18 protein-coding genes are annotated in these 18,291 nt (G+C 58.3%); 13 read left to right on the top strand and 5 right to left on the bottom strand.

Annotated features, from left to right (window positions below):
* Positions 1-200: 200 nt before the first annotated feature.
* Positions 201-1,790 carry an ABC-F family ATPase gene (locus tag ACA075_RS13935; RefSeq protein ID WP_140668786.1) on the top strand — a complete coding sequence of 530 codons (1,590 nt, stop codon included), beginning with the start codon at positions 201-203 and terminating at the stop codon, positions 1,788-1,790.
* A gap of 226 nt (positions 1,791-2,016) precedes the next feature.
* Positions 2,017-3,204, top strand: a complete 1,188-nt coding sequence (locus ACA075_RS13930) for an MFS transporter (RefSeq protein ID WP_497298976.1) — start codon at positions 2,017-2,019, stop codon at positions 3,202-3,204.
* A gap of 10 nt (positions 3,205-3,214) precedes the next feature.
* Here ACA075_RS13930 and ACA075_RS13925 read toward each other — a convergent pair whose 3' ends face one another.
* Together ACA075_RS13925 and ACA075_RS13920 are read right to left on the bottom strand one after the other, a co-directional pair.
* Entirely contained in the window at positions 3,215-4,252 is a 1,038-nt protein-coding gene (locus ACA075_RS13925; protein ID WP_497298975.1) for an alpha/beta hydrolase family protein, read from the bottom strand.
* Positions 4,253-4,420: 168 nt separating this feature from the next.
* On the bottom strand, positions 4,421-5,032 hold the full coding sequence (locus tag ACA075_RS13920; protein WP_077747806.1) for an FMN-dependent NADH-azoreductase: 612 nt from the start codon (positions 5,030-5,032) through the stop codon (positions 4,421-4,423).
* A gap of 129 nt (positions 5,033-5,161) precedes the next feature.
* Between ACA075_RS13920 and ACA075_RS13915 the strand changes: the two genes are divergently transcribed.
* Complete coding sequence (locus tag ACA075_RS13915; RefSeq protein ID WP_497298974.1) at positions 5,162-6,070, top strand: LysR substrate-binding domain-containing protein; 909 nt, start codon at positions 5,162-5,164, stop codon at positions 6,068-6,070.
* Positions 6,067-6,426 (top strand): MmcQ/YjbR family DNA-binding protein, encoded by a 360-nt coding sequence (locus tag ACA075_RS13910; protein WP_497298973.1) that lies wholly within the window; start codon positions 6,067-6,069, stop codon positions 6,424-6,426. Before ACA075_RS13915 ends, ACA075_RS13910 begins: the two co-directional genes overlap by 4 nt.
* Here ACA075_RS13910 and ACA075_RS13905 read toward each other — a convergent pair.
* Positions 6,423-6,854, bottom strand: coding sequence for a DUF1294 domain-containing protein (locus ACA075_RS13905; RefSeq protein ID WP_497298972.1), 432 nt, complete (start codon positions 6,852-6,854; stop codon positions 6,423-6,425). The two genes, ACA075_RS13910 and ACA075_RS13905, sit on opposite strands and share 4 nt — an antisense overlap.
* Positions 6,851-7,681, bottom strand: coding sequence for an undecaprenyl-diphosphate phosphatase (locus ACA075_RS13900; RefSeq protein ID WP_497298971.1), 831 nt, complete (start codon positions 7,679-7,681; stop codon positions 6,851-6,853). The genes ACA075_RS13905 and ACA075_RS13900 overlap by 4 nt, the downstream gene beginning before the upstream one ends.
* Positions 7,682-7,970: 289 nt before the next feature.
* Between ACA075_RS13900 and ACA075_RS13895 the strand changes: the two genes are divergently transcribed.
* The 9 genes from ACA075_RS13895 to fapF all read left to right on the top strand — a co-directional run bounded on the left by ACA075_RS13895 (position 7,971) and on the right by fapF (position 16,623).
* Entirely contained in the window at positions 7,971-9,605 is a 1,635-nt protein-coding gene (locus tag ACA075_RS13895; protein ID WP_497298970.1) for a methyl-accepting chemotaxis protein, read from the top strand.
* Between the two features lie 246 nt (positions 9,606-9,851).
* On the top strand, positions 9,852-10,415 hold the full coding sequence (gene pnuC, locus ACA075_RS13890) for a nicotinamide riboside transporter PnuC (RefSeq protein ID WP_497298969.1): 564 nt from the start codon (positions 9,852-9,854) through the stop codon (positions 10,413-10,415).
* Positions 10,412-10,936, top strand: coding sequence for an AAA family ATPase (locus ACA075_RS13885; protein WP_497299255.1), 525 nt, complete (start codon positions 10,412-10,414; stop codon positions 10,934-10,936). The genes pnuC and ACA075_RS13885 overlap by 4 nt, the downstream gene beginning before the upstream one ends.
* Before the next feature lie 331 nt (positions 10,937-11,267).
* Positions 11,268-11,705, top strand: a complete 438-nt coding sequence (gene fapA, locus ACA075_RS13880) for a functional amyloid chaperone FapA (protein WP_094467371.1) — start codon at positions 11,268-11,270, stop codon at positions 11,703-11,705.
* A 1-nt stretch (position 11,706) separates the two neighbouring features.
* Positions 11,707-12,279, top strand: coding sequence for a fibril amyloid subunit FapB (fapB, locus tag ACA075_RS13875; protein WP_094467370.1), 573 nt, complete (start codon positions 11,707-11,709; stop codon positions 12,277-12,279).
* Positions 12,280-12,331: 52 nt separating this feature from the next.
* Positions 12,332-13,762 carry an amyloid-like fimbrin subunit FapC gene (gene fapC, locus ACA075_RS13870; protein ID WP_497298968.1) on the top strand — a complete coding sequence of 477 codons (1,431 nt, stop codon included), beginning with the start codon at positions 12,332-12,334 and terminating at the stop codon, positions 13,760-13,762.
* Between the two features lie 61 nt (positions 13,763-13,823).
* On the top strand, positions 13,824-14,504 hold the full coding sequence (gene fapD / locus ACA075_RS13865; RefSeq protein WP_497298967.1) for a fibril amyloid maturation endopeptidase FapD: 681 nt from the start codon (positions 13,824-13,826) through the stop codon (positions 14,502-14,504).
* A 33-nt stretch (positions 14,505-14,537) separates the two neighbouring features.
* The gene (gene fapE, locus ACA075_RS13860) at positions 14,538-15,296 is read left to right on the top strand and encodes a fibril amyloid subunit FapE (protein ID WP_497298966.1); all 759 of its coding nucleotides are present in this window, start codon (positions 14,538-14,540) and stop codon (positions 15,294-15,296) included.
* A gap of 46 nt (positions 15,297-15,342) precedes the next feature.
* Entirely contained in the window at positions 15,343-16,623 is a 1,281-nt protein-coding gene (fapF, locus tag ACA075_RS13855) for a fibril amyloid transporter FapF (RefSeq protein WP_497298965.1), read from the top strand.
* A gap of 72 nt (positions 16,624-16,695) precedes the next feature.
* On the opposite strand, the gene ACA075_RS13850 is transcribed toward fapF, so the two are convergent.
* A complete protein-coding gene (locus ACA075_RS13850; protein WP_497298964.1) occupies positions 16,696-18,021 on the bottom strand; it encodes a sigma-54 dependent transcriptional regulator in 1,326 nt (441 codons plus the stop codon).
* Between the last annotated feature and the right edge of the window lie 270 nt (positions 18,022-18,291).

Here is an 18,291-nt window from a genome sequence, read left to right as displayed (position 1 = left end):
TTGGTTGATGACGGGAATGAACCCCGTCTCAGCGCACTTTGACTCGGGCCAAGCGCTCCATATGCTGCTGTCCACTTATTGCCAGATGGACCTTCCGCTTCTGACCGGGATGCATTTCCCGTGGTTCGGATACCGGAAACGGGTACTGAATCGGTACTGCCGCAACCCTAGCTACTCTGAATGCTTCGCAGGAAAAACCTTTGATCTCTACAGCTAACATCACGATGCAGTTCGGCGCCAAGCCGCTATTCGAAAACGTTTCGGTCAAATTCGCCGCGGGCAACCGCTACGGTCTTATCGGCGCCAACGGTTGCGGCAAGTCGACCTTCATGAAAATCCTCGGCGGCGACCTTGAGCCGTCCGGCGGCCAGGTCATGCTCGAACCGAACGTGCGCCTGGGTAAATTGCGCCAGGACCAGTTCGCCTACGAAGAATTCACCGTGATCGACACCGTGATCATGGGTCACGAAGAGCTGTGGAAGGTTAAAGCCGAGCGCGACCGCATCTACTCGCTGCCGGAAATGACCGAAGAAGACGGCATGGCCGTGGCCGAGCTGGAAACCGAGTTCGCCGAGATGGACGGCTACACCGCCGAATCCCGTGCCGGTGAATTGCTGCTGGGCCTGGGTATCGGCATCGAGCAGCACTTCGGCCCGATGAGCGAAGTGTCCCCGGGCTGGAAACTGCGCGTCTTGCTGGCTCAAGCGCTGTTCTCCGATCCTGAAGTGCTGTTGCTCGACGAACCGACCAACCACCTGGACATCAACACCATCCGCTGGCTGGAAAATATTCTGACCCAGCGCTCCAGCCTGATGATCATCATCTCTCACGACCGTCACTTCCTGAACAGCGTGTGCACCCACATGGCTGACCTGGATTACGGCGAGCTGCGCCTGTTCCCGGGCAACTACGACGAGTACATGACCGTGGCGACCCAGTCCCGCGAGCAACTGCTGTCGGACAACGCCAAGAAGAAGGCACAGATCTCGGAACTGCAATCGTTCGTCAGCCGCTTCTCGGCCAACGCCTCGAAAGCCAAGCAGGCCACTTCCCGCGCCAAGGCGATCGACAAGATCCAGCTGGCCGAGGTCAAGCCTTCGAGCCGTGTGAGCCCGTTCATCCGCTTCGAACAAACCAAGAAGCTGCACCGCCAGGCGGTCATTGTCGAGCGCATGGCCAAAGGCTTCGACGGCAAGCCGCTGTTCAAGGACTTCAGCTTCCAGGTTGAAGCTGGCGAACGCGTCGCGATCATCGGCCCGAACGGTATCGGTAAAACCACCCTGCTGCGCACCCTGGTCAACGAACTGACCCCGGATGCCGGCACCGTGAAGTGGACCGACGCCGCAGAACTGGGCTACTACGCCCAGGACCACGCGCACGACTTCGAAGACGACTGCAACCTGTTCGACTGGATGGGCCAGTGGACCCAGGGCGGCGAGCAAATCGTTCGCGGCACCCTCGGCCGCATGCTGTTCTCCAACGACGAGATCCTCAAGTCGGTCAAGGTTATCTCCGGTGGTGAGCAAGGTCGCATGCTGTTCGGCAAGCTGATCCTGCAAAAGCCGAACGTGCTGATCATGGACGAACCGACCAACCACTTGGACATGGAATCCATCGAGGCGCTGAACCTGGCGCTGGAGAACTACCCGGGTACGCTGATCTTCGTCAGCCACGACCGTGAGTTCGTATCGTCCCTGGCCACCCGCATCATCGAGTTGAGCCCTAGCGGCGTGATCGACTTCAGCGGTACTTATGATGACTATCTGCGTAGCCAGGGCGTTGTGTTTTAAGAGCAGCTATTAGTTGCAAGCTGCAAGCGGCAAGTAAAAGCCCTGTCCTGGTGACGGGGCTTTTTGCATTCGAGGCTGAATGGATTTGGGTGCCTATGGCCCCTTCGGGGGCAAGTCGGATCGCGAAAGGGCCGTCGAACTCAACGAATATAGTTAGCCTGCTTCCTTTTATTTCCCACCCAAGCCATGATGCAGCTCTCCCACCGCCGCCCGCGAACGAGCCGTCATGTCTGTGCAGCAACTGCCACCGCAAAGCTCCATGGCGATCACCCTGCAGATCGTCTCCATCGTTTTCTATACCTTTATTGCGTTCCTCTGCATCGGCCTGCCGATTGCGGTGTTACCGGGGTATGTCCACGAACAGCTGGGGTTCAGCACAATCATCGCGGGACTGACCATCGGCTCTCAATACCTGGCCACCCTGCTCAGCCGCCCAATGGCCGGGCGTATGTCAGACACCATTGGCACCAAACGGGCGATTGTCTACGGCCTGTCGGGGATTGTGCTGAGCGGTGTGCTGACGTTGATTTCAACTTTGCTGCAAAGCTTTCCACTGATGAGCCTGTTGATCCTGATCGCCGGTCGCTTGTTGCTCGGCATCGCCCAGGGCTTGATTGGCGTGGGCACGATCAGCTGGTGCATGGGCCAATTCGGTGCGGAGCACACCGCGCGCTCGATTTCGTGGAACGGCATTGCGTCTTACGGCGCCATTGCGATCGGGGCGCCGCTGGGCGTGGTGATGGTCGCCGAGTACGGCTTTGCCAGCTTGGGGATCGCGCTGTCACTGCTGGCCCTCGCCGCCCTGTTGCTGATCCGCAATAAGCCCTCGGTGCCGGTGATTCGTGGCGAACGCCTGCCGTTCTGGGCGGTGTTCGGGCGCATTGCGCCCTTCGGTGCCAGCCTGAGCCTGGCCTCCATCGGTTACGGCACCCTGACGACCTTTATCACCTTGTATTACGTCAGCCGTGGCTGGACCGGCGCGGCCTACTGCCTGACGGTTTTCGGGATCTGCTTTATTGTGTCGCGCTTGCTGTTTATCTCCGCGATCAGCCGCTTCGGCGGTTTCACCTCGGCGATTGCCTGCATGAGCATTGAAACGGTGGGCCTGGTGCTGCTGTGGCTCGCACCCTCCACCGCCTATGCGCTGATCGGCGCGGGCCTGGCCGGGTTCGGCCTGTCGCTGGTGTATCCGGCGCTGGGGGTTGAAGCGATCAAGCAAGTGCCCAACTCCAGTCGCGGCGCGGGTTTGAGTGCTTATGCGGTGTTTTTTGATCTGGCACTGGCGATTGCCGGGCCGTTGATGGGCGCGGTGGCGTTGAACCTGGGGTATTCGTGGATCTTCTTCAGTGCAGCGCTGTTGTCGGTGACCGGGCTGGGTTTGACCTTGATACTCAAACGCCGCGCAATGGCCTGATGGGCGGCGATTACTGATCGGCGGTTTGCATTCCAGCGCGGGTAGGCTTGCCCAAAGCGTGCGAGAAGAACCGCCCGGCTTCAGACACCATGTTGCGATGGATGTCCTCGCGGTCAACGCCGTCGGCATCGGTGCACAGCGCCGGCATGGCGGCGATCTGCTCTTCGTTGCACGGCGCCATGAATACGAAGTGCCCTGCCCCCGCCAGCAATTTGAAGTCCGGTGCGATCGGCAGCTTGCGTGCCAGGGCAGCGGCATTTTTGTCGAACGCCACCAGTTTGTCGCCATCGCCACTGTAGAGCAGCACCGGCACATGCACGTCAGCCAGTGTGTGGCGGCCGAACTTCAGGCTCAGCGGCGCCATCAGTAGCAAAGCATGCACCCGTGGATCTGCCACGGGTTGCAAGTCATCGCGGTCGACAATCAGTTCGCCTTGGGTGTTGCAGGCGTCGCGGTCGTCCGGGCGTTCCTGGCAGTAACGGCGCAGACGATCCAGGTCAGGCGTTGCGCCGGAGAGGATCAGCGCCGTTTCGCCCCCTGCCGAATACCCGATCACACCGACCTGATCGGCATTGACGAAAGGCGCGAGCATGCGATCGCCCAAGGTTGCGGTAATGGCTTCGGAGATCTGGATGGGCCGGCCGTAAAGGTTACTCAACGTACCAAGGCGGCTGTGGTCTTTGGAGTTGTCACCGGGATGGATCACCGCCACCACCACAAACCCTTTGCGCGCCAACGAGGTGGCGAGGTCGTGCAGGGCCAGCGGGGTTCCGGTGTTGCCGTGAGACAGCATCAGCATCGGGAAACGCCCCATGGCGACGCGGGTGTCCTCGCCTGCCTCGACGGTGTATCCCTCGATTTTGCTGGTGTGTTCCCGGTCGCTGGAGGGGTAGAACGCGATGGCGCGCATCGGCTGCAAATCCAAGGGGTCGAGAAAACTCATCTCATGGAAGCCGACGCTCCAGTGAGGATGCGGCGCAGGCGCGGCGTGCACTGAATTCAGGCTGCTGAGCAGGCAAATCAGAAACGTTGCACAAAGACGCACCATGGGATGCCCCACCTTGTTACTGGACCGGAGTCGGTAACCCTCGACTGCATAACCCGGGCCACAATCTGTAATGACCAGAAACAAAAAACTCCGTATCTGGCACTTGCGTGATCAGAATACAGAGTTTTTTGGGTGGTGCCTGAGCTGTTTGAACTCTTTACGCAAGTCTTACGCAGCGGCGAACAGTTGCTCGCTGATTTGCGTGTGAGCGTCGCTCATGGCTTTGGTGCGCACTTCGTCACCGTAGGCCAGGCCGTGGGCGCGAACAAACTCAATGTCGGTGATGCCGATGAAGCCGAACAGCACCTTCAAGTACTCTTCGTGGGCAACGCCAGTCGCCTGACCGGCATGCAGACCGCCGGAAGTGGAGACGATCACCACTTTCTTGCCACCGCACAGGCCTTCTGGACCGGCTTCGGTGTAACGGAAGGTCTGACCGGCAACGGCAATGCGGTCGATCCAGGCCTTGAGTTGGGTCGGAATGGTGAAGTTGTACATCGGCGCTGCAATAACAACGGCGTCGGCCGCGAGGAATTCGGCCAGGGTGGTGGCGCTCAGTTCGGCTTCGTGCTGTTGCGCGGCGTTGCGCAGTTCAGCGGTGGTGCCGGCAGCAACCAGGGTGGTGGCGGAGAAATGGCTGATGGCATCGGCGGCCAGGTCACGGTAGGTCACTACGGCGGTTGGCTCGGCTGCTTGCCAGGCTTTGACGACTTCGCTGCTCAGCAGACGGGAAGCCGAGTTGTCACCAAGAATGCTCGAATCGATATGCAACAGTTTCATAAGGGATCTCCAGGTGAGGATCGCCACCGGGCGATCTGATGGGGAGGATCCTACAGATGAAACCAATAGCTGATTAGCCCGCAACAATGCGATAGTTCGTCCCACTGATAGAACAATCGGATTTCAATCATGCAAGACCTCAACGACCTCTACTATTTTGCCAAGGTGGTCGAAGCCGGCGGATTCGCTGCCGCCGGGCGTTTGCTGGGGATTCCCAAATCCCGGTTGTCGCGACGCATTGCCGAGCTGGAAGAACGCCTCGGCGCGCGGCTGCTGCAACGTACCACTCGACAGCTGAAGTTGACGGCGGTGGGCGAACGTTACCTGCGGCACTGTCAGGCGATGCTGCTGGAAGCCGAAATGGCCGATGAAGCCGTGGCCAGTATGTCCAGCGAACCTCGGGGACGCTTGCGGGTGTCGTGCCCCGTCGGGCTGGCCCACGAAATGCTGCCGACGGTGATCAGCCGATTCCTCGAAAAGCATCCCCAGGTGCAACTGGAAGTCATGTTGCTCAATCGTCGGGTCGACCTGGTGACCGAAGGCGTCGATGTCGCGCTGCGGGTCCGGGAGTTGGGCGATGAAGATCCGCTGCTGGTGACCCGCCGCTTGCGCCAGGCACAGATGGCGATGGTCGCCAGCCCGGCCTTCCTGCACGGACGCGATATCAATCACCCCGAAGACTTGAAAACCCTGCCGGTGCTCGGCGCGCTGGAAGCTGACCGCATGGTGCACATCCGCATGCTCGATCAGCAGGGCAAAAGCTACGACTTGAGCCTGGAAGCGCGATTGGGCATCGACGATTTCATCGTGCGCAAGGCCTGCACGCTCGCCGGCCAGGGGTTCACCATGCTGCCGATGATGTATTGCGAACAGGAACTCGAAAATGGGTCGCTGGTGCAGTTGCTGCCCGACTGGTCATTGCCTGGCGGCTGGCTGCAAGCGGTCTACCCTCATCGGCGCGGGGTGATGCCGGCCGTGCGGGCCTGGCTCGACCATTTGATCGAATCATTCAATGCCTGTGGGGACCGATTGATATGAAGGCTGGACGCATGAGCGAAGAGGACGTCGCGCAATTCTGTCTCGCGCTGCCCGGTGCGCGGGAAGACTACAAGTGGGGAGGCGTTCGGGTGTTTTCGATTGCCGGGAACAAGATGTTCGCCTTGCAGAATCTGCGCGGCGATTCCCTGGCCTTCAAAGTCGACAAGGACCTGTTCCTCGGGCATTGCGACCGCCCGGGCATTCACCCGGCGCCGTACCTGGCGCGGGCCCAGTGGATCATCATGCAAACGCCCTACCCGCTGGGTCGCGAAGAGCTGCAAGGGTTATTGCAGCGCTCCCACCAATTGGTGGTGAGCAAGCTGCCCAAGCGCACCCAGGTTAGCCTGCTGCTTTAAAACAGCGCAAATAGGTGGGCGCCGAGGAACAGCTGGTCGATCCAGAACACCTGATGCATCAGCACAATGAGCCAGAACACCAGCTGGAACGAGACCTTGCGAGTCTTGTGCCGAAACACTTGCTGGGCCAGCAAGGCCCCCGGCCAACCACCCGCCAGCTCCACCGCGTGCAACACGTTCTCCGGTGTCCGCCAGCTGTCGGCGCGCGCCTTGCGCTTGTCGCTCCAGTAAAGGAAGAACGCCAGCACGCTGACGAGGCCGTAGGCCGCCAGTGGGATCAGTGAAACCCCGCGCACCCACAACGAAACCGAGCCGAACAGCGGCAGCGCGCAGAGGATCGCCAGCACCAGCAATTTCAGGCGTGGACGCTGGATCTTCTCTCCCCCGGACCTGCGTCCGGGGTTGTTGCGCGCGCTGGAGTCATTCATGGGCGTGCAGCGGCCCAATCGACCCAACCGAACTGCCAGGTCGCCAGGATGAGCAGACCGAACACAATGCGGTACCAGGCGAACGCTGCGTAGCTGTGGCTGGCGATGAACTTGAGCAAGCCCCGGACCGCAATCATCGCGAAGATGAACGCTGTGACGAAGCCGATCGCGAACACCGGGAAGTCAGCCGGGACAAACAGGTGGCGGTACTTGTAGCCCGAGTAAACCGCTGCGCCGACCATGGTCGGCATCGCCAGGAAGAACGAGAACTCGGTCGCGGTTTTGCGCGACAGCCCGAACAGCAAGCCGCCAATGATGGTCGAGCCGGAACGCGAGGTCCCGGGAATCATCGCCAGGCACTGGGCGAAGCCGACTTTCAAGGCGTCTTTCCAGGTGATGTCGTCGACGGTTTCAGCGTGTACTTCATGCTGGCGCTGTTCCGCCCACAACATCACGACCCCACCCACGACCAAGGCCGTGGCCACGGTGATCGGGTTGAACAGGTATTCGTGGATCAGATCGGCAAAAATCACCCCTAACACCACGGCAGGCAGGAAAGCGATCAACAGGTTTGCGGTAAAGCGCCGGGCACTTGGTTGCGTTGGCAAGCCGACAACCACGTCGAAAATCTTGCGGCGAAATTCCCACACCACTGCCAGGATCGCCCCGAGCTGGATAATGATGTTGAAGGCCATGGCGCGTTCGCCACCGAAGTTGAGCAAGTCAGCCACAATGATCTGGTGACCGGTACTGGAAATGGGCAAAAACTCCGTCAGCCCCTCTACAACCCCAAGAATCAATGCCTGAAAGGCGGTCCAAAGATCCATCAATCCCCCAAAGGCGATGCGCCAAGGCATGCCCCGTTAGTTTTTTAGTCGTTCACTGCGCCAAGCGTAGCCGAAGTCCCGCGCACAAAGGATCCAGACGAAACCGTAAAAATTCCGTGAAAAATCAACTTGGATTCAGGTTTTTCCGCGCGGGGCCGAAATCCTATCAGACAAGCCCTGATAACGCTGCTGCGTAATGAGACTTGGGTCGCATATGCCCGACCGGCAAAGCGTGGTTGGATGCTGGCAATCGTTTATTACAAGAAGAAGAAATCGGAGTGACAGCGTTATGAACAGCTTGCGCAGTGTGTCGATCAGCCGACGCTTGTGGCTCATCTTGATTGTTTCGGTGTTGATGTTATTGACCTTGGGCGTGTTGATGCTCAAGCAGATCCATAGCGACCTGTACCAGGCAAAAGCCCAGAAAACCCAGCACGTGGTGCAAACCGCCAGCGGCATTCTGACTTACTACCACGGCCTGGAAACCGCCGGCACGCTCACCCGCGATGCCGCGCAGAAGCAGGCACTGACCGCTGTGCGCGGGCTGCGCTATGACCAGAACGACTATTTCTGGATCAACGACTTGACGCCGGTGATGGTGATGCACCCGGCCAACCCTAAACTCGATGGGCAGAACCTCTCGGCAATCCGCGACCCGGACGGTTTTGCGCTGTTCAACGAAATGGTGGCCGTCGCCAAGGCCAAGGGCGCCGGCACGGTCAACTACCGCTGGCCTAAACCGGGCGCCAGCGACCCGGTCGGGAAAACCTCCTACGTCAAATTGTTCGAGCCTTGGGGCTGGGTGATCGGCTCGGGCGTGTACATCGACGACATGCAGGCCGAGTTCTACGGCCAAGTCTGGAAGGCTTCGTTCCTCGGCCTGGTGATTGCGCTGATCATGGCGTTGCTGGTGATCATGATCGCTCGCAGCATCGTGCGCCCGCTTCAGGACACGGTGAACGCCATGGCCAATATCGCCAGCGGTGAAAGCGACCTGACCCGCAGCCTCGACACCCGTGGCCAGGATGAAGTCACGCAGCTGGCACGGCACTTCAATGCCTTTACCGCCAAACTGCGAGGGGTGATCAGCGAGCTGCAAATATCCGCCAGCGCCCTGGGCCAGTCGTCCAGCGAGCTGGGCAACGATGCCGCCCAGGCCCAGCAACGCAGTCAACAACAGTCTCAGCAGATGGAGTTGGTGGCGACGGCGATCAACGAAGTGACTTACGGTGTGCAGGACGTGGCCAAGAATGCCGAGCATGCGGCCAGCGAAATGCGCGATGCCGAATCCCAGGCGCAGCAGGGGCAGATCAACATTGATGGCAGCTTGCAGCAGATCGACAAACTGTCCGGCACCATCGATCAAGCCGTGGAAGTGATTCGCACCCTGGCCGCTGAAAGCACCCAGATTGGCAGCGTGCTGGAGGTGATCCGTTCCATCGCCGAGCAAACCAACCTGCTGGCGCTCAACGCGGCCATCGAGGCTGCCCGCGCCGGTGAGCAAGGCCGAGGCTTTGCGGTGGTGGCCGATGAAGTGCGCCTGTTGGCCCAGCGCACCCAGAAGTCCACGGCGGAGATCCAGTCGATGATCGAACGCCTGCAGACTCACTCCGAAGCGGCGGTGAAAGTGATCGGCGACAGCAGCCGAGCTTCGCAACTGACCATCGAACAGGCCGGTCTGGCCGGTGCCAGCCTGAATGCAATCGGCCAGGCGCTGCGCAACCTCAACGGGCTGAATGCATCGATCGCCAGCGCGACCCTGCAGCAAGCCCATGTGGTGGAAGACATCAATCAGAACGTCACCCAGGCCGCGGGGTTGTCCCACAGCACTGCGCTGGCGGCGGAGCAGTCGAGTGTGGCCAGTGTGCGGCTCAAGGATTTGAGCGAGCAGTTGAACGGCCTGCTCAAACAGTTCCGCGTGTAAAAACCTGCAAGGCGAACACATCCCCTGTGGCGAGGGAGCTTGCTCCCGCTGGGCCGCGAAGCGGCCCTGAAATAGGCAATCCCGTTTTTTCAGATAAACCGCGATAGTGCCTTTACGACTGCTTCGCAGCCGAGCGAGAGCAAGCTCCCTCGCCGCAATGATGTTTCAAACTCCAGCCTCCGGTCGCACCTTGCCTTGCCTCTGGGTACAATCCGCCCCCCTCTTTCGTTTCCCCAAGGAACCCCCATGTCCGGCCTTGAACTGTTTGCTGCCACCCTCGGCGTGATTGCCGTCTGGTTGACGGTCAAACAGAACCCCTGGTGCTGGCCGATCGGCCTGGTCATGGTGCTGCTTTACAGCTGGATCTTTTTTGAAGTGAAGCTGTATTCGGACATGCTCCTGCAAGTGATCTACGCCGCGTTGCAGCTCTACGGCTGGTGGCAATGGACCCGCGCGGGTGAGGCGAATACCGGCCGGCAGGTCAGCCGGCTTGAGGGGAAATCGATCGCCATCGGCCTTGCGGCCGGCGCCATCGGCAGTCTGCTGCTGGGCGCCGCCATGGCGCACTGGACAGATGCCGCGCAGCCCTGGCTTGACGCTGCGCTGACCGGGTTCAGTCTGGTGGCGCAACTATGGATGGCGCAAAAGCGCGTGCAATGCTGGCCGTTGTGGATCGCCGTCGATGTGATTTTCGTCGGGCTGTTCATCTATAAAGACATGTACTTGACCGCCGCACTCTATGCACTGTTCCTGCTGCTGGCCGTTCAAGGTTGGCGCGAATGGCGCGCCGACCCGGCCTTGCGCGCATGAAAGTGCTGGTGCTCGCGGGCCCGGAATCCAGCGGTAAAAGCTGGCTTTCGGGCGAGATTCACGCCAATTTTGGCGGCATATTAGTCAATGAATACGTTCGGCACTTTATCGAAAGCGAAGCCCGTGAAACCCGCTACGATGACATTACCTCGATAGCTCATGGCCAGCTTATGTGGGAGGACGAAGCACGCGCCAGGCAACCGTCACTGCTGATCCTCGATACGCACCTCTTAAGCAATATCCTTTGGAGTCGCACGTTGTTTGGCGATTGCCCGGTATGGATCGAGCAAGCATTGCTGTCCCGGCACTACGACCTGCATTTGCTGCTGAGCCCTGAAATCGTGGCTTGGCATGACGATGGGCAACGTTGCCAGCCACAACTGACAGAACGCCAGGCGTTTTTCCAGGCCAGCCATGAATGGCTTGACCTGCACCGTCAACCTTGTCAGGTACTGCAAGGTGACTGGCAACAGCGCAAGGACGCGGCATTCGAGGCGGTGACGCGCTTGCTCAACGCCTGACCGGGGCCTCCCTCCCCGCCGCACCTGTCCATTCCTGAAACACTCATTCCTGCGCAAACCCGCGATCTAAAGCGGCCCGAGCGTTCCCGCAAGAAAATGTTAAGCCACTGATACAACCTGCCTTCAATGCCCCCAGCGTGCACCGCCGCCCGCATGGACTGCGTTTTTGCGCAGCTCTGTCTCAGTGGCGTTACACAATTTTTTTGACCACCCCGACAATTTAATTCAACCAACTGTTTTTTAAGGAAAAACAGAAAGCGGCACACCTTCTGCTCTCTACCTCGCAACGCTGATAAGGGCCAGCGTTCCAATTACAGAAGGAATTGCCGCCGTGGGGAAATTTGATAGAAGCATCTTTAGCCTCCTGTTGTTCGGATGCGCACTGGGCTTAACAGTTTGCCTACCCGTACAGGCTGACAACGGCATCATAACTATCAAACGTGATGTCCAGACCCGCAACGCAACCATTCCGCCGGTAATCCCCGACCCTAACCCCACGACCGTCAATGCCAACCCGTCGAGACAAATCCTCCAGCAAACGAACGAGTTGAGCGACGGCGACTTTGCCAACGTCGCCAGTGGTGCAGGCATCAACCGCCTGGTCACTCAAAACACCAACAACCTGGGCGGCAACATCAGCAACCAGAGCCAACTTTCCAACCTCCCTGCCGGACGTTCGGGAAATTCGGGCAACGGGATTGCCAACATGGTCAATTCAAACGTCCAGCAGGGCCTGGGTGCTCTGAAAATCATAACGGGAGACCGTTAAGATGAATCGTTCGCTGCTAATGATCGCCATGTTTTGCAGTGCATCGACCTTTGCCCAACCTCCCGTCATCAATAACGCCGACATCGACGGTTCAGGCATGCAGTACCAAGGTAACCTCACGGTCAACCAGGCGGCGGGCGATTTTCAGCAACAGGCCAACGCCCGGGCCATCGCCATTGGTACCAACGCCAGTGCGACCACTCAGATTCGCCAGCGTTTGCGCACCCAAGTCGACCCCAGAATTGATGCCCAGTCCAACATACAGGGCGACTCCTTCAGTCACGGCAACGGCGTACTGGGTGTCAACCAGAGTGCGGGCGCCAGTAACCAGCAAGCCAACGCACTGCGTATCAGCATCAGTGCTCAGCCGCAAAGTATCGACGACAGCGTCCTCATGCAACAGAACGTGGCGCTGCTCAACAACTCCGATCCAACTGACTCTGCACCAGGCTATCGCCAGGTCACTACCAGTGACCAGGCATTCACCGGTAGCCGTGGGGTGATCCAGTTGAATCAGAGCGCCGGGGTGGGAAACCGAATGGCAAACACCCTAAGCGTAAGGGTCGCGGATTGACCCGAAAAGGTAAGAAACAACACTTAACCTAAAATAAGTACGGAGAATCACCATGAAACCTTCGATGGCAATCAAGCCTCTGGTTTTCGCAATTGCTGCGGTCATGGCTGTTGCTGTACAAGCTGGGCAGCGTGACGACCACCACAATGGCCACCACAATGGCGGCCATAATAACAACGGTCAACACACCCCTCCTCCAACAAAGATCCCTGTTTACGCGACTGCCAATGCCTGGGATAACCAGAGCAGCACTGGCAACCGTATCCGTAACGAAGGGACTGTTAACGATGCAAGTATGAGCAGCTCTGCCACAGGCACCAGCGGCAACGTCGGTGTCAACGTGGCAGCAGGCAGCGGCAACCAACAAGACAACGCGGCCGCTATCGCAAACGCTGCAGCTGCAGCCACCGATAACAGCTTCGTGTTCGGCACTGCCTCTGCTACCGCTAGCGTTCGGCAATACAGCAACAATAACCGGGTCGACAACTACGGTGTCACAAACACTGGCGCGATGAGCGGATCGGGCAATAACGGCAGTGGCAATATGGGGATCAACGTTGCCGGCGGCGACCTGAACCAACAGAAAAACACCATGGCCATTGCCAATACCAATGCTCCACTCGGTAATGCAACAGCCACCGCCTCTGCCGATCAACAAGGTCCTGGCCTTACTGTGAATAACAGCGCCGATCGGACTTATCGCGTGGATACCATCACCGTTACCAATACGGCGAGCGGCAGTTTCTCCAAAGATAAGTCGTTCGAAGCGAGCGGCAGTCAAAGCGCTTCTTCCAGCTGGAACAAGGCCGGTTCCAAAAGCTATGACGCCAGCGGTTCAAAAAGCGTTGATATAAGCGGTTCTCACAGCAGTAATGCGAGCGGTTCCAACAGCAGCAATGCCAGCGGTTCCAACAGCAGCAGTGCAAGCGGTTCTTCGAGCGCTTCTTTGAGTGCTTCGTTGAACGCTACGTTGGACGCTACTGCGGCGGCTTCCAACTCCTCTACCGTCAATAATGGCTGGGGCGACCGCACTCGCAGCAGTTCTTCCGACGCATCGTTTAACGCATCGCTCGACGCGACGCTTGATGCATCGATAGACAAATCGTACGACAGATCGCACGAATCCTCGTACGACAAATCGCGCGATTCCTCGTACGACAGATCTCGCGATTCGTCGTTCGAAAAATCGTACGACAAGTCGTATACGAAGTCGTCTGACTCCTCGTACGAAAAATCGGGCAGTCAATCGTCCGAGTCTGCGTATGACAAAGCGAAAAGCTTCAGTGAAAGCAGCTCTTATGATTTGAGCAACACCTACTCCTATCAAGTGCTGACTCCAACTGGCTGGGCCAACCCTGTGACCAACACTGCAACCCTGACCGGTTCGGTGAATGGCGGCAGTGGCAACCTGGGCGTCAACGTGTCTGCTGGTGTGGGCAACCAACAAAGCAACTCGCTGGCCATTTCCAACAACTCGTTCTAATGCTGTCTCTGGAGGCCCCCTTACGGGGGCCTTTTTCAACACCACCAGAGGGCGTCCAATCATGCGTATTCTCGCCTTGGCATTTCTGCTTTGCGTGGCCACTGTGATCGAGGCAGCACAGATGCCGCTGTCCATCCTGCCGGGCGGCGCCTTGGTGTACAAGCCGATCCAGAGCGTTCGCGAGAGAAAATTTGCCGATCTGGTACAACAGAAAACCGACTTCAGTTGCGGCGCTGCTGCGCTGGCAACCATCTTGCGCCAGGCCTATTGGCTGGACGTGAATGAAGAACAGATCATCGAAGGCATGCTGGCACACTCCGATCAAGATCTTGTCCGTGTCCAGGGCTTCTCCATGCTCGACATGAAGCGTTACGTGGAGAGCATCGGCATGCGAGCCCGTGGCTATCGAGTAGCACCGGAAACGTTGAGTGAAATCAGAATCCCGGTAGTGGTCCTCATGGATATCCGTGGCTACAAACACTTTGTGGTCATGCAAAGGGTCCATAAGGGCTGGGTCTATATCGGAGATCCGGTACTCGGTCATAAACGCTACAAAGTCGACGACTTTATCAAAGGCTGGAACGGCATCGTCTTTGCCATCATTGGCCAGGGCTACGACAAAACCAATGCGTTACTCGACCCGCCCATGCCGTTGACCGCCAGGAACCGCGTCAACGCCTTCAGCCCGGTGCAAGACGCAGAGTTGATGGATTTTGGATTCATCCAAAGCGACTTCTTCTAATAACAAGGGAGCACGACGCTCCGGGAGCATCCCATGAAGACTCCAATCTGGCTGGCCGTGGTCTGCCTGGCCGCCAGCCTGCCGACACAAGCGCAGACGTTCAAACCCATTGAACTGAAGGATCAGGAGTTGGCAACCCTGCGTGGCCGCTATGTCATGCCGGGACGGATCATCAGTTTCGGCATTGCCATGACCAGCACTTGGCAAAATGCCAATGGTGAAGTGATCGGGGCAACTTCCTCGATGCAAATTCAACAATCGACTATCAAGCCGCAGTTCTATGTATCGATGATCGATGAAAAAGGTAATGGCTCAACGCGCTCGCAAGGTGCGAGCACGGGCACCGGTACCGGTACCGTCACTGGCGGCAGCGGCCTCAATACCACCGAAGGCGTAACTCAAGTCGTGCGGGCTGCCGGTGACAACAATACGGCCTACAACAACGTTGATATCAACGTCACAAAGGCCAACCAGGCTCCAGCAACGCAACAGCAGGGACAGGCACTGGCCTCAGGCTCGACGTTGGTCGGCGCCAATGGCGCGGGCTCGCTTAGCGTTTCTTCGACCGGTACGGGTGTGCAATTCAACATCGTGGCCAACAACAATCAGGGCAGTACCGTACAACGCCTGGCCCAGGGTGGGCTGATGCAGAACACGACGTTGCTCGGCAGTAGCAATCAGGTCCGCAACCTCACGTCCTTCAATGTTGTGTTGCGTGACAACGTGCCGACAGCGGGATCAGTGAGCGGCAATCTGGACCAACTCAAAGGTCTTCGCACTATCGGATTCTGATCTACGCTCAGTCTCATCAGATGTAGTCAGAAGGGACGGCTAACCCATGCAACGATCTTTAACGTTCAGAGCTTTGGTCTGTTTGAGTAGCCTGGCCCCGGCCACAATGCTATACGCGGCACCGGATCCCCAGGTCGAAATCCTAAAACAAGAACTCATGGAGTTGAAACAGCGTTACGAAGCACAGCAGAACGCGTTGATGGTACTTGAGCAACGCGTTCGTCAAGTCGAAGAAGCACCTGCGACACCGGCTCCCAAACGTCTGACCAAATCCCCCGCCGAACCCGTCAGGGGTGGCCAGGCGGTAGCCGCCGGTGCGCCGGGAACCACCGGAAGCTCATACGGCCAATCGCTCAAGGACGATTCGGAGCCTGCGCAAAGCGTTTCCAACCTGTATGACGAAGCCAGCGGCTTCTTCGGGGGCGGCAAGTTCAGCGTCGAAACCGGCCTGACCTACACGCACTACGATACCCGCGCCTTAACGCTCAACGGCTTCCTTGCACTGGACTCGATTTTTCTCGGCAACATCAACCTCGACCGCATCAAGGCCGACAACTGGACCCTGGACCTGACCGCCCGTTACAACGTGGCGCAGCGCTGGCAGTTCGACATTAACGTCCCCGTTGTCTATCGCGAATCGACGTATTCCTCCGGTGGCGCGGGTGGCGCAGGCCCGGTGACGTCTGACGCAACCGTTACTCGCGACCCAACCATCGGCGATGTGAACGTTGGCGTGGCCTACAAGTTTCTGGATGAGTCGGCCAACCTGCCCGACGCGGTCGCTACTCTGCGCGTCAAGGCACCGACCGGCAAGGACCCCTACGGCATCAAGCTGGTCGAAGATCCGAACAACGACAACCTCGCGGTACCAGAGGACTTGCCTACCGGTAATGGTGTCTGGTCGATCACCCCGGGTCTCTCGCTGGTCAAGACCTTCGACCCTGCCGTGCTGTTCGGCAGCCTGTCCTACACCTACAACGTGCAGGACTCTTTCAGCGACATCAGCCCTCAGGTCGGCTCCAAGGTGAAAGGGGACGTGAAGCTGGGCGATTCATGGCAGGTCGGCGCCGGTATTGCCTTCGCCTTGAACGAGAAGATGAGTATGTCGTTCTCGTTCACCGATCAGTTCGCCCGCAAGAGCAAGATCAGGCCGGACGGTGGTGATTGGCAGTCGATTTCCAACAGTGATTACAACTCGGCCAACTTCAACATCGGCATGACCCTGGCCGCCTCCGATAACCTGACGATCGTCCCCAACCTGGCCATCGGCCTGACCGACGACTCGCCAGACTTCTCCTTCAGCCTGAAATTCCCGTACTACTTCTGATCCACAACAACAAAGCCCCGCTGCGACTTCAATCCCAGCGGGGCTTTTGTGTGTGGAGCATTAAATCTGCCTCTAACGGATCTGATGTTTGTGCAACAAACGGTAGAAGGTCGGCCTGGATATCCCCAGCACTTTGGCGGCAATGCTCAAATTATCGCTGTGGCGGTTGAGTACATCGCACAAGGCTTGGCGTTCAGCGCGGGTCTTGTAGTCTTCCAGCGTGCCCATCGGCGCAGGAATGACGTGCTGGCTGATCAGCCCAAGGTCTCGCGCTTCGATCTGCCGGCCTTCAGCCAGTACCAGCCCGCGACGTACCCGGTTGGCCAGCTCGCGAACATTGCCCGGCCAGTCATGCTTGCCCATGGCAATCAAGGCGTCGTCGCTGAAGCTGCGGGGGCGGCGGCCGGTTTCATGGCTGTAGAAATGGGAAAAGTGGTTGGCCAGCATCGATAAGTCACCATGGCGCTCACGCAGTGGCGCGGTGACGACTTGCAATACGTTAAGGCGGTAGTACAAATCCTCACGAAAGCTTTTTTTCTCGACCGCCGATTCAAGATCGACGTGAGTCGCCGCCAACACCCGCACGTCCACCGGAATCGGCTGGCTGCCGCCGACATGCTCGATGTGTTTTTCCTGCAGGAAACGCAGCAGATTGGCTTGCAACTCCAGTGGCAGGTCACCGATCTCATCGAGAAACAGTGTGCCGCCATTCGCCGCTTCGATTCGACCGACCTTGCGTTGGTGGGCGCCGGTAAAGGCGCCTTTCTCGTGGCCGAACAGTTCGGACTGGATCAAGTGTTCTGGAATTGCCCCGCAATTGATCGCCACGAACGGTTTGCCGTGACGCTGGGATTGTCGATGGAGCGTGCGGGCGACCAGTTCTTTACCGGTACCGCTTTCACCACGAATCAATACCGGAGACTCCGTGGGCGCCAGCTTGCTCAGTAATTTGCGCAACTCGCGTATCGGCTTGCTGTCGCCAAGCAGCTCGTGCTCAGGCTGATCGATATGAATCGTGCCCTGCCCACGCAGGCGCGCCATGCCGAACGCCCGGCCCAGCGTGACTTGCACCCGGGAGACGTCAAACGGCAAGGTATGGAAGTCAAAAAACCATTCGCACACAAAATCCCCGACATTTTGCAGGCGCAGGACTTCTTGGTTGAGCACGGCAATCCATTCGGTACCGCTGCGGCTGATCAGTTCTTTGACGGCTTCCGGGCGTTCCAGATGAAAAGGTTGTAATCGCAGGAGGCCAACGTCGCACGTCCGGTCGCCGGCGTTTTCCAGGGAACAGCTGTCAACGTCCCAGCCCACAGAGCGAAGACCCGGCAACAGACGATGGCAGTCGTCACAGGGATCCACTACTAACAGACGTCGTAACGCAGGCGTTTCGATCATGACTGTTCCTTGACGCCAAACTTTAGGAAATATTATTAAAAACAGTCGTTTGGCGGATCTGGCTGTAACATTAGCAAGAATTTGACGCACCCTTGTACCGTTTGACTATAGGGACGTTGCATTATTAGTTATAAGAACGAGTTTGTTAGTTACCTAACGAGTTCAACCTTTCATCCAGCTTTCAGCAATCGACCCTGCATTGAGTATATGAAAGAAAGTTGAAATTTCTTTTGATTGTGTGTGACCTGACCCCCGGTTGAGGGCATCAGT

The sequence above is a fragment of the Pseudomonas sp. LBUM1663 genome (genome assembly GCF_059695905.1).
This window is presented reverse-complemented; position numbering and strand designations above follow the sequence as displayed.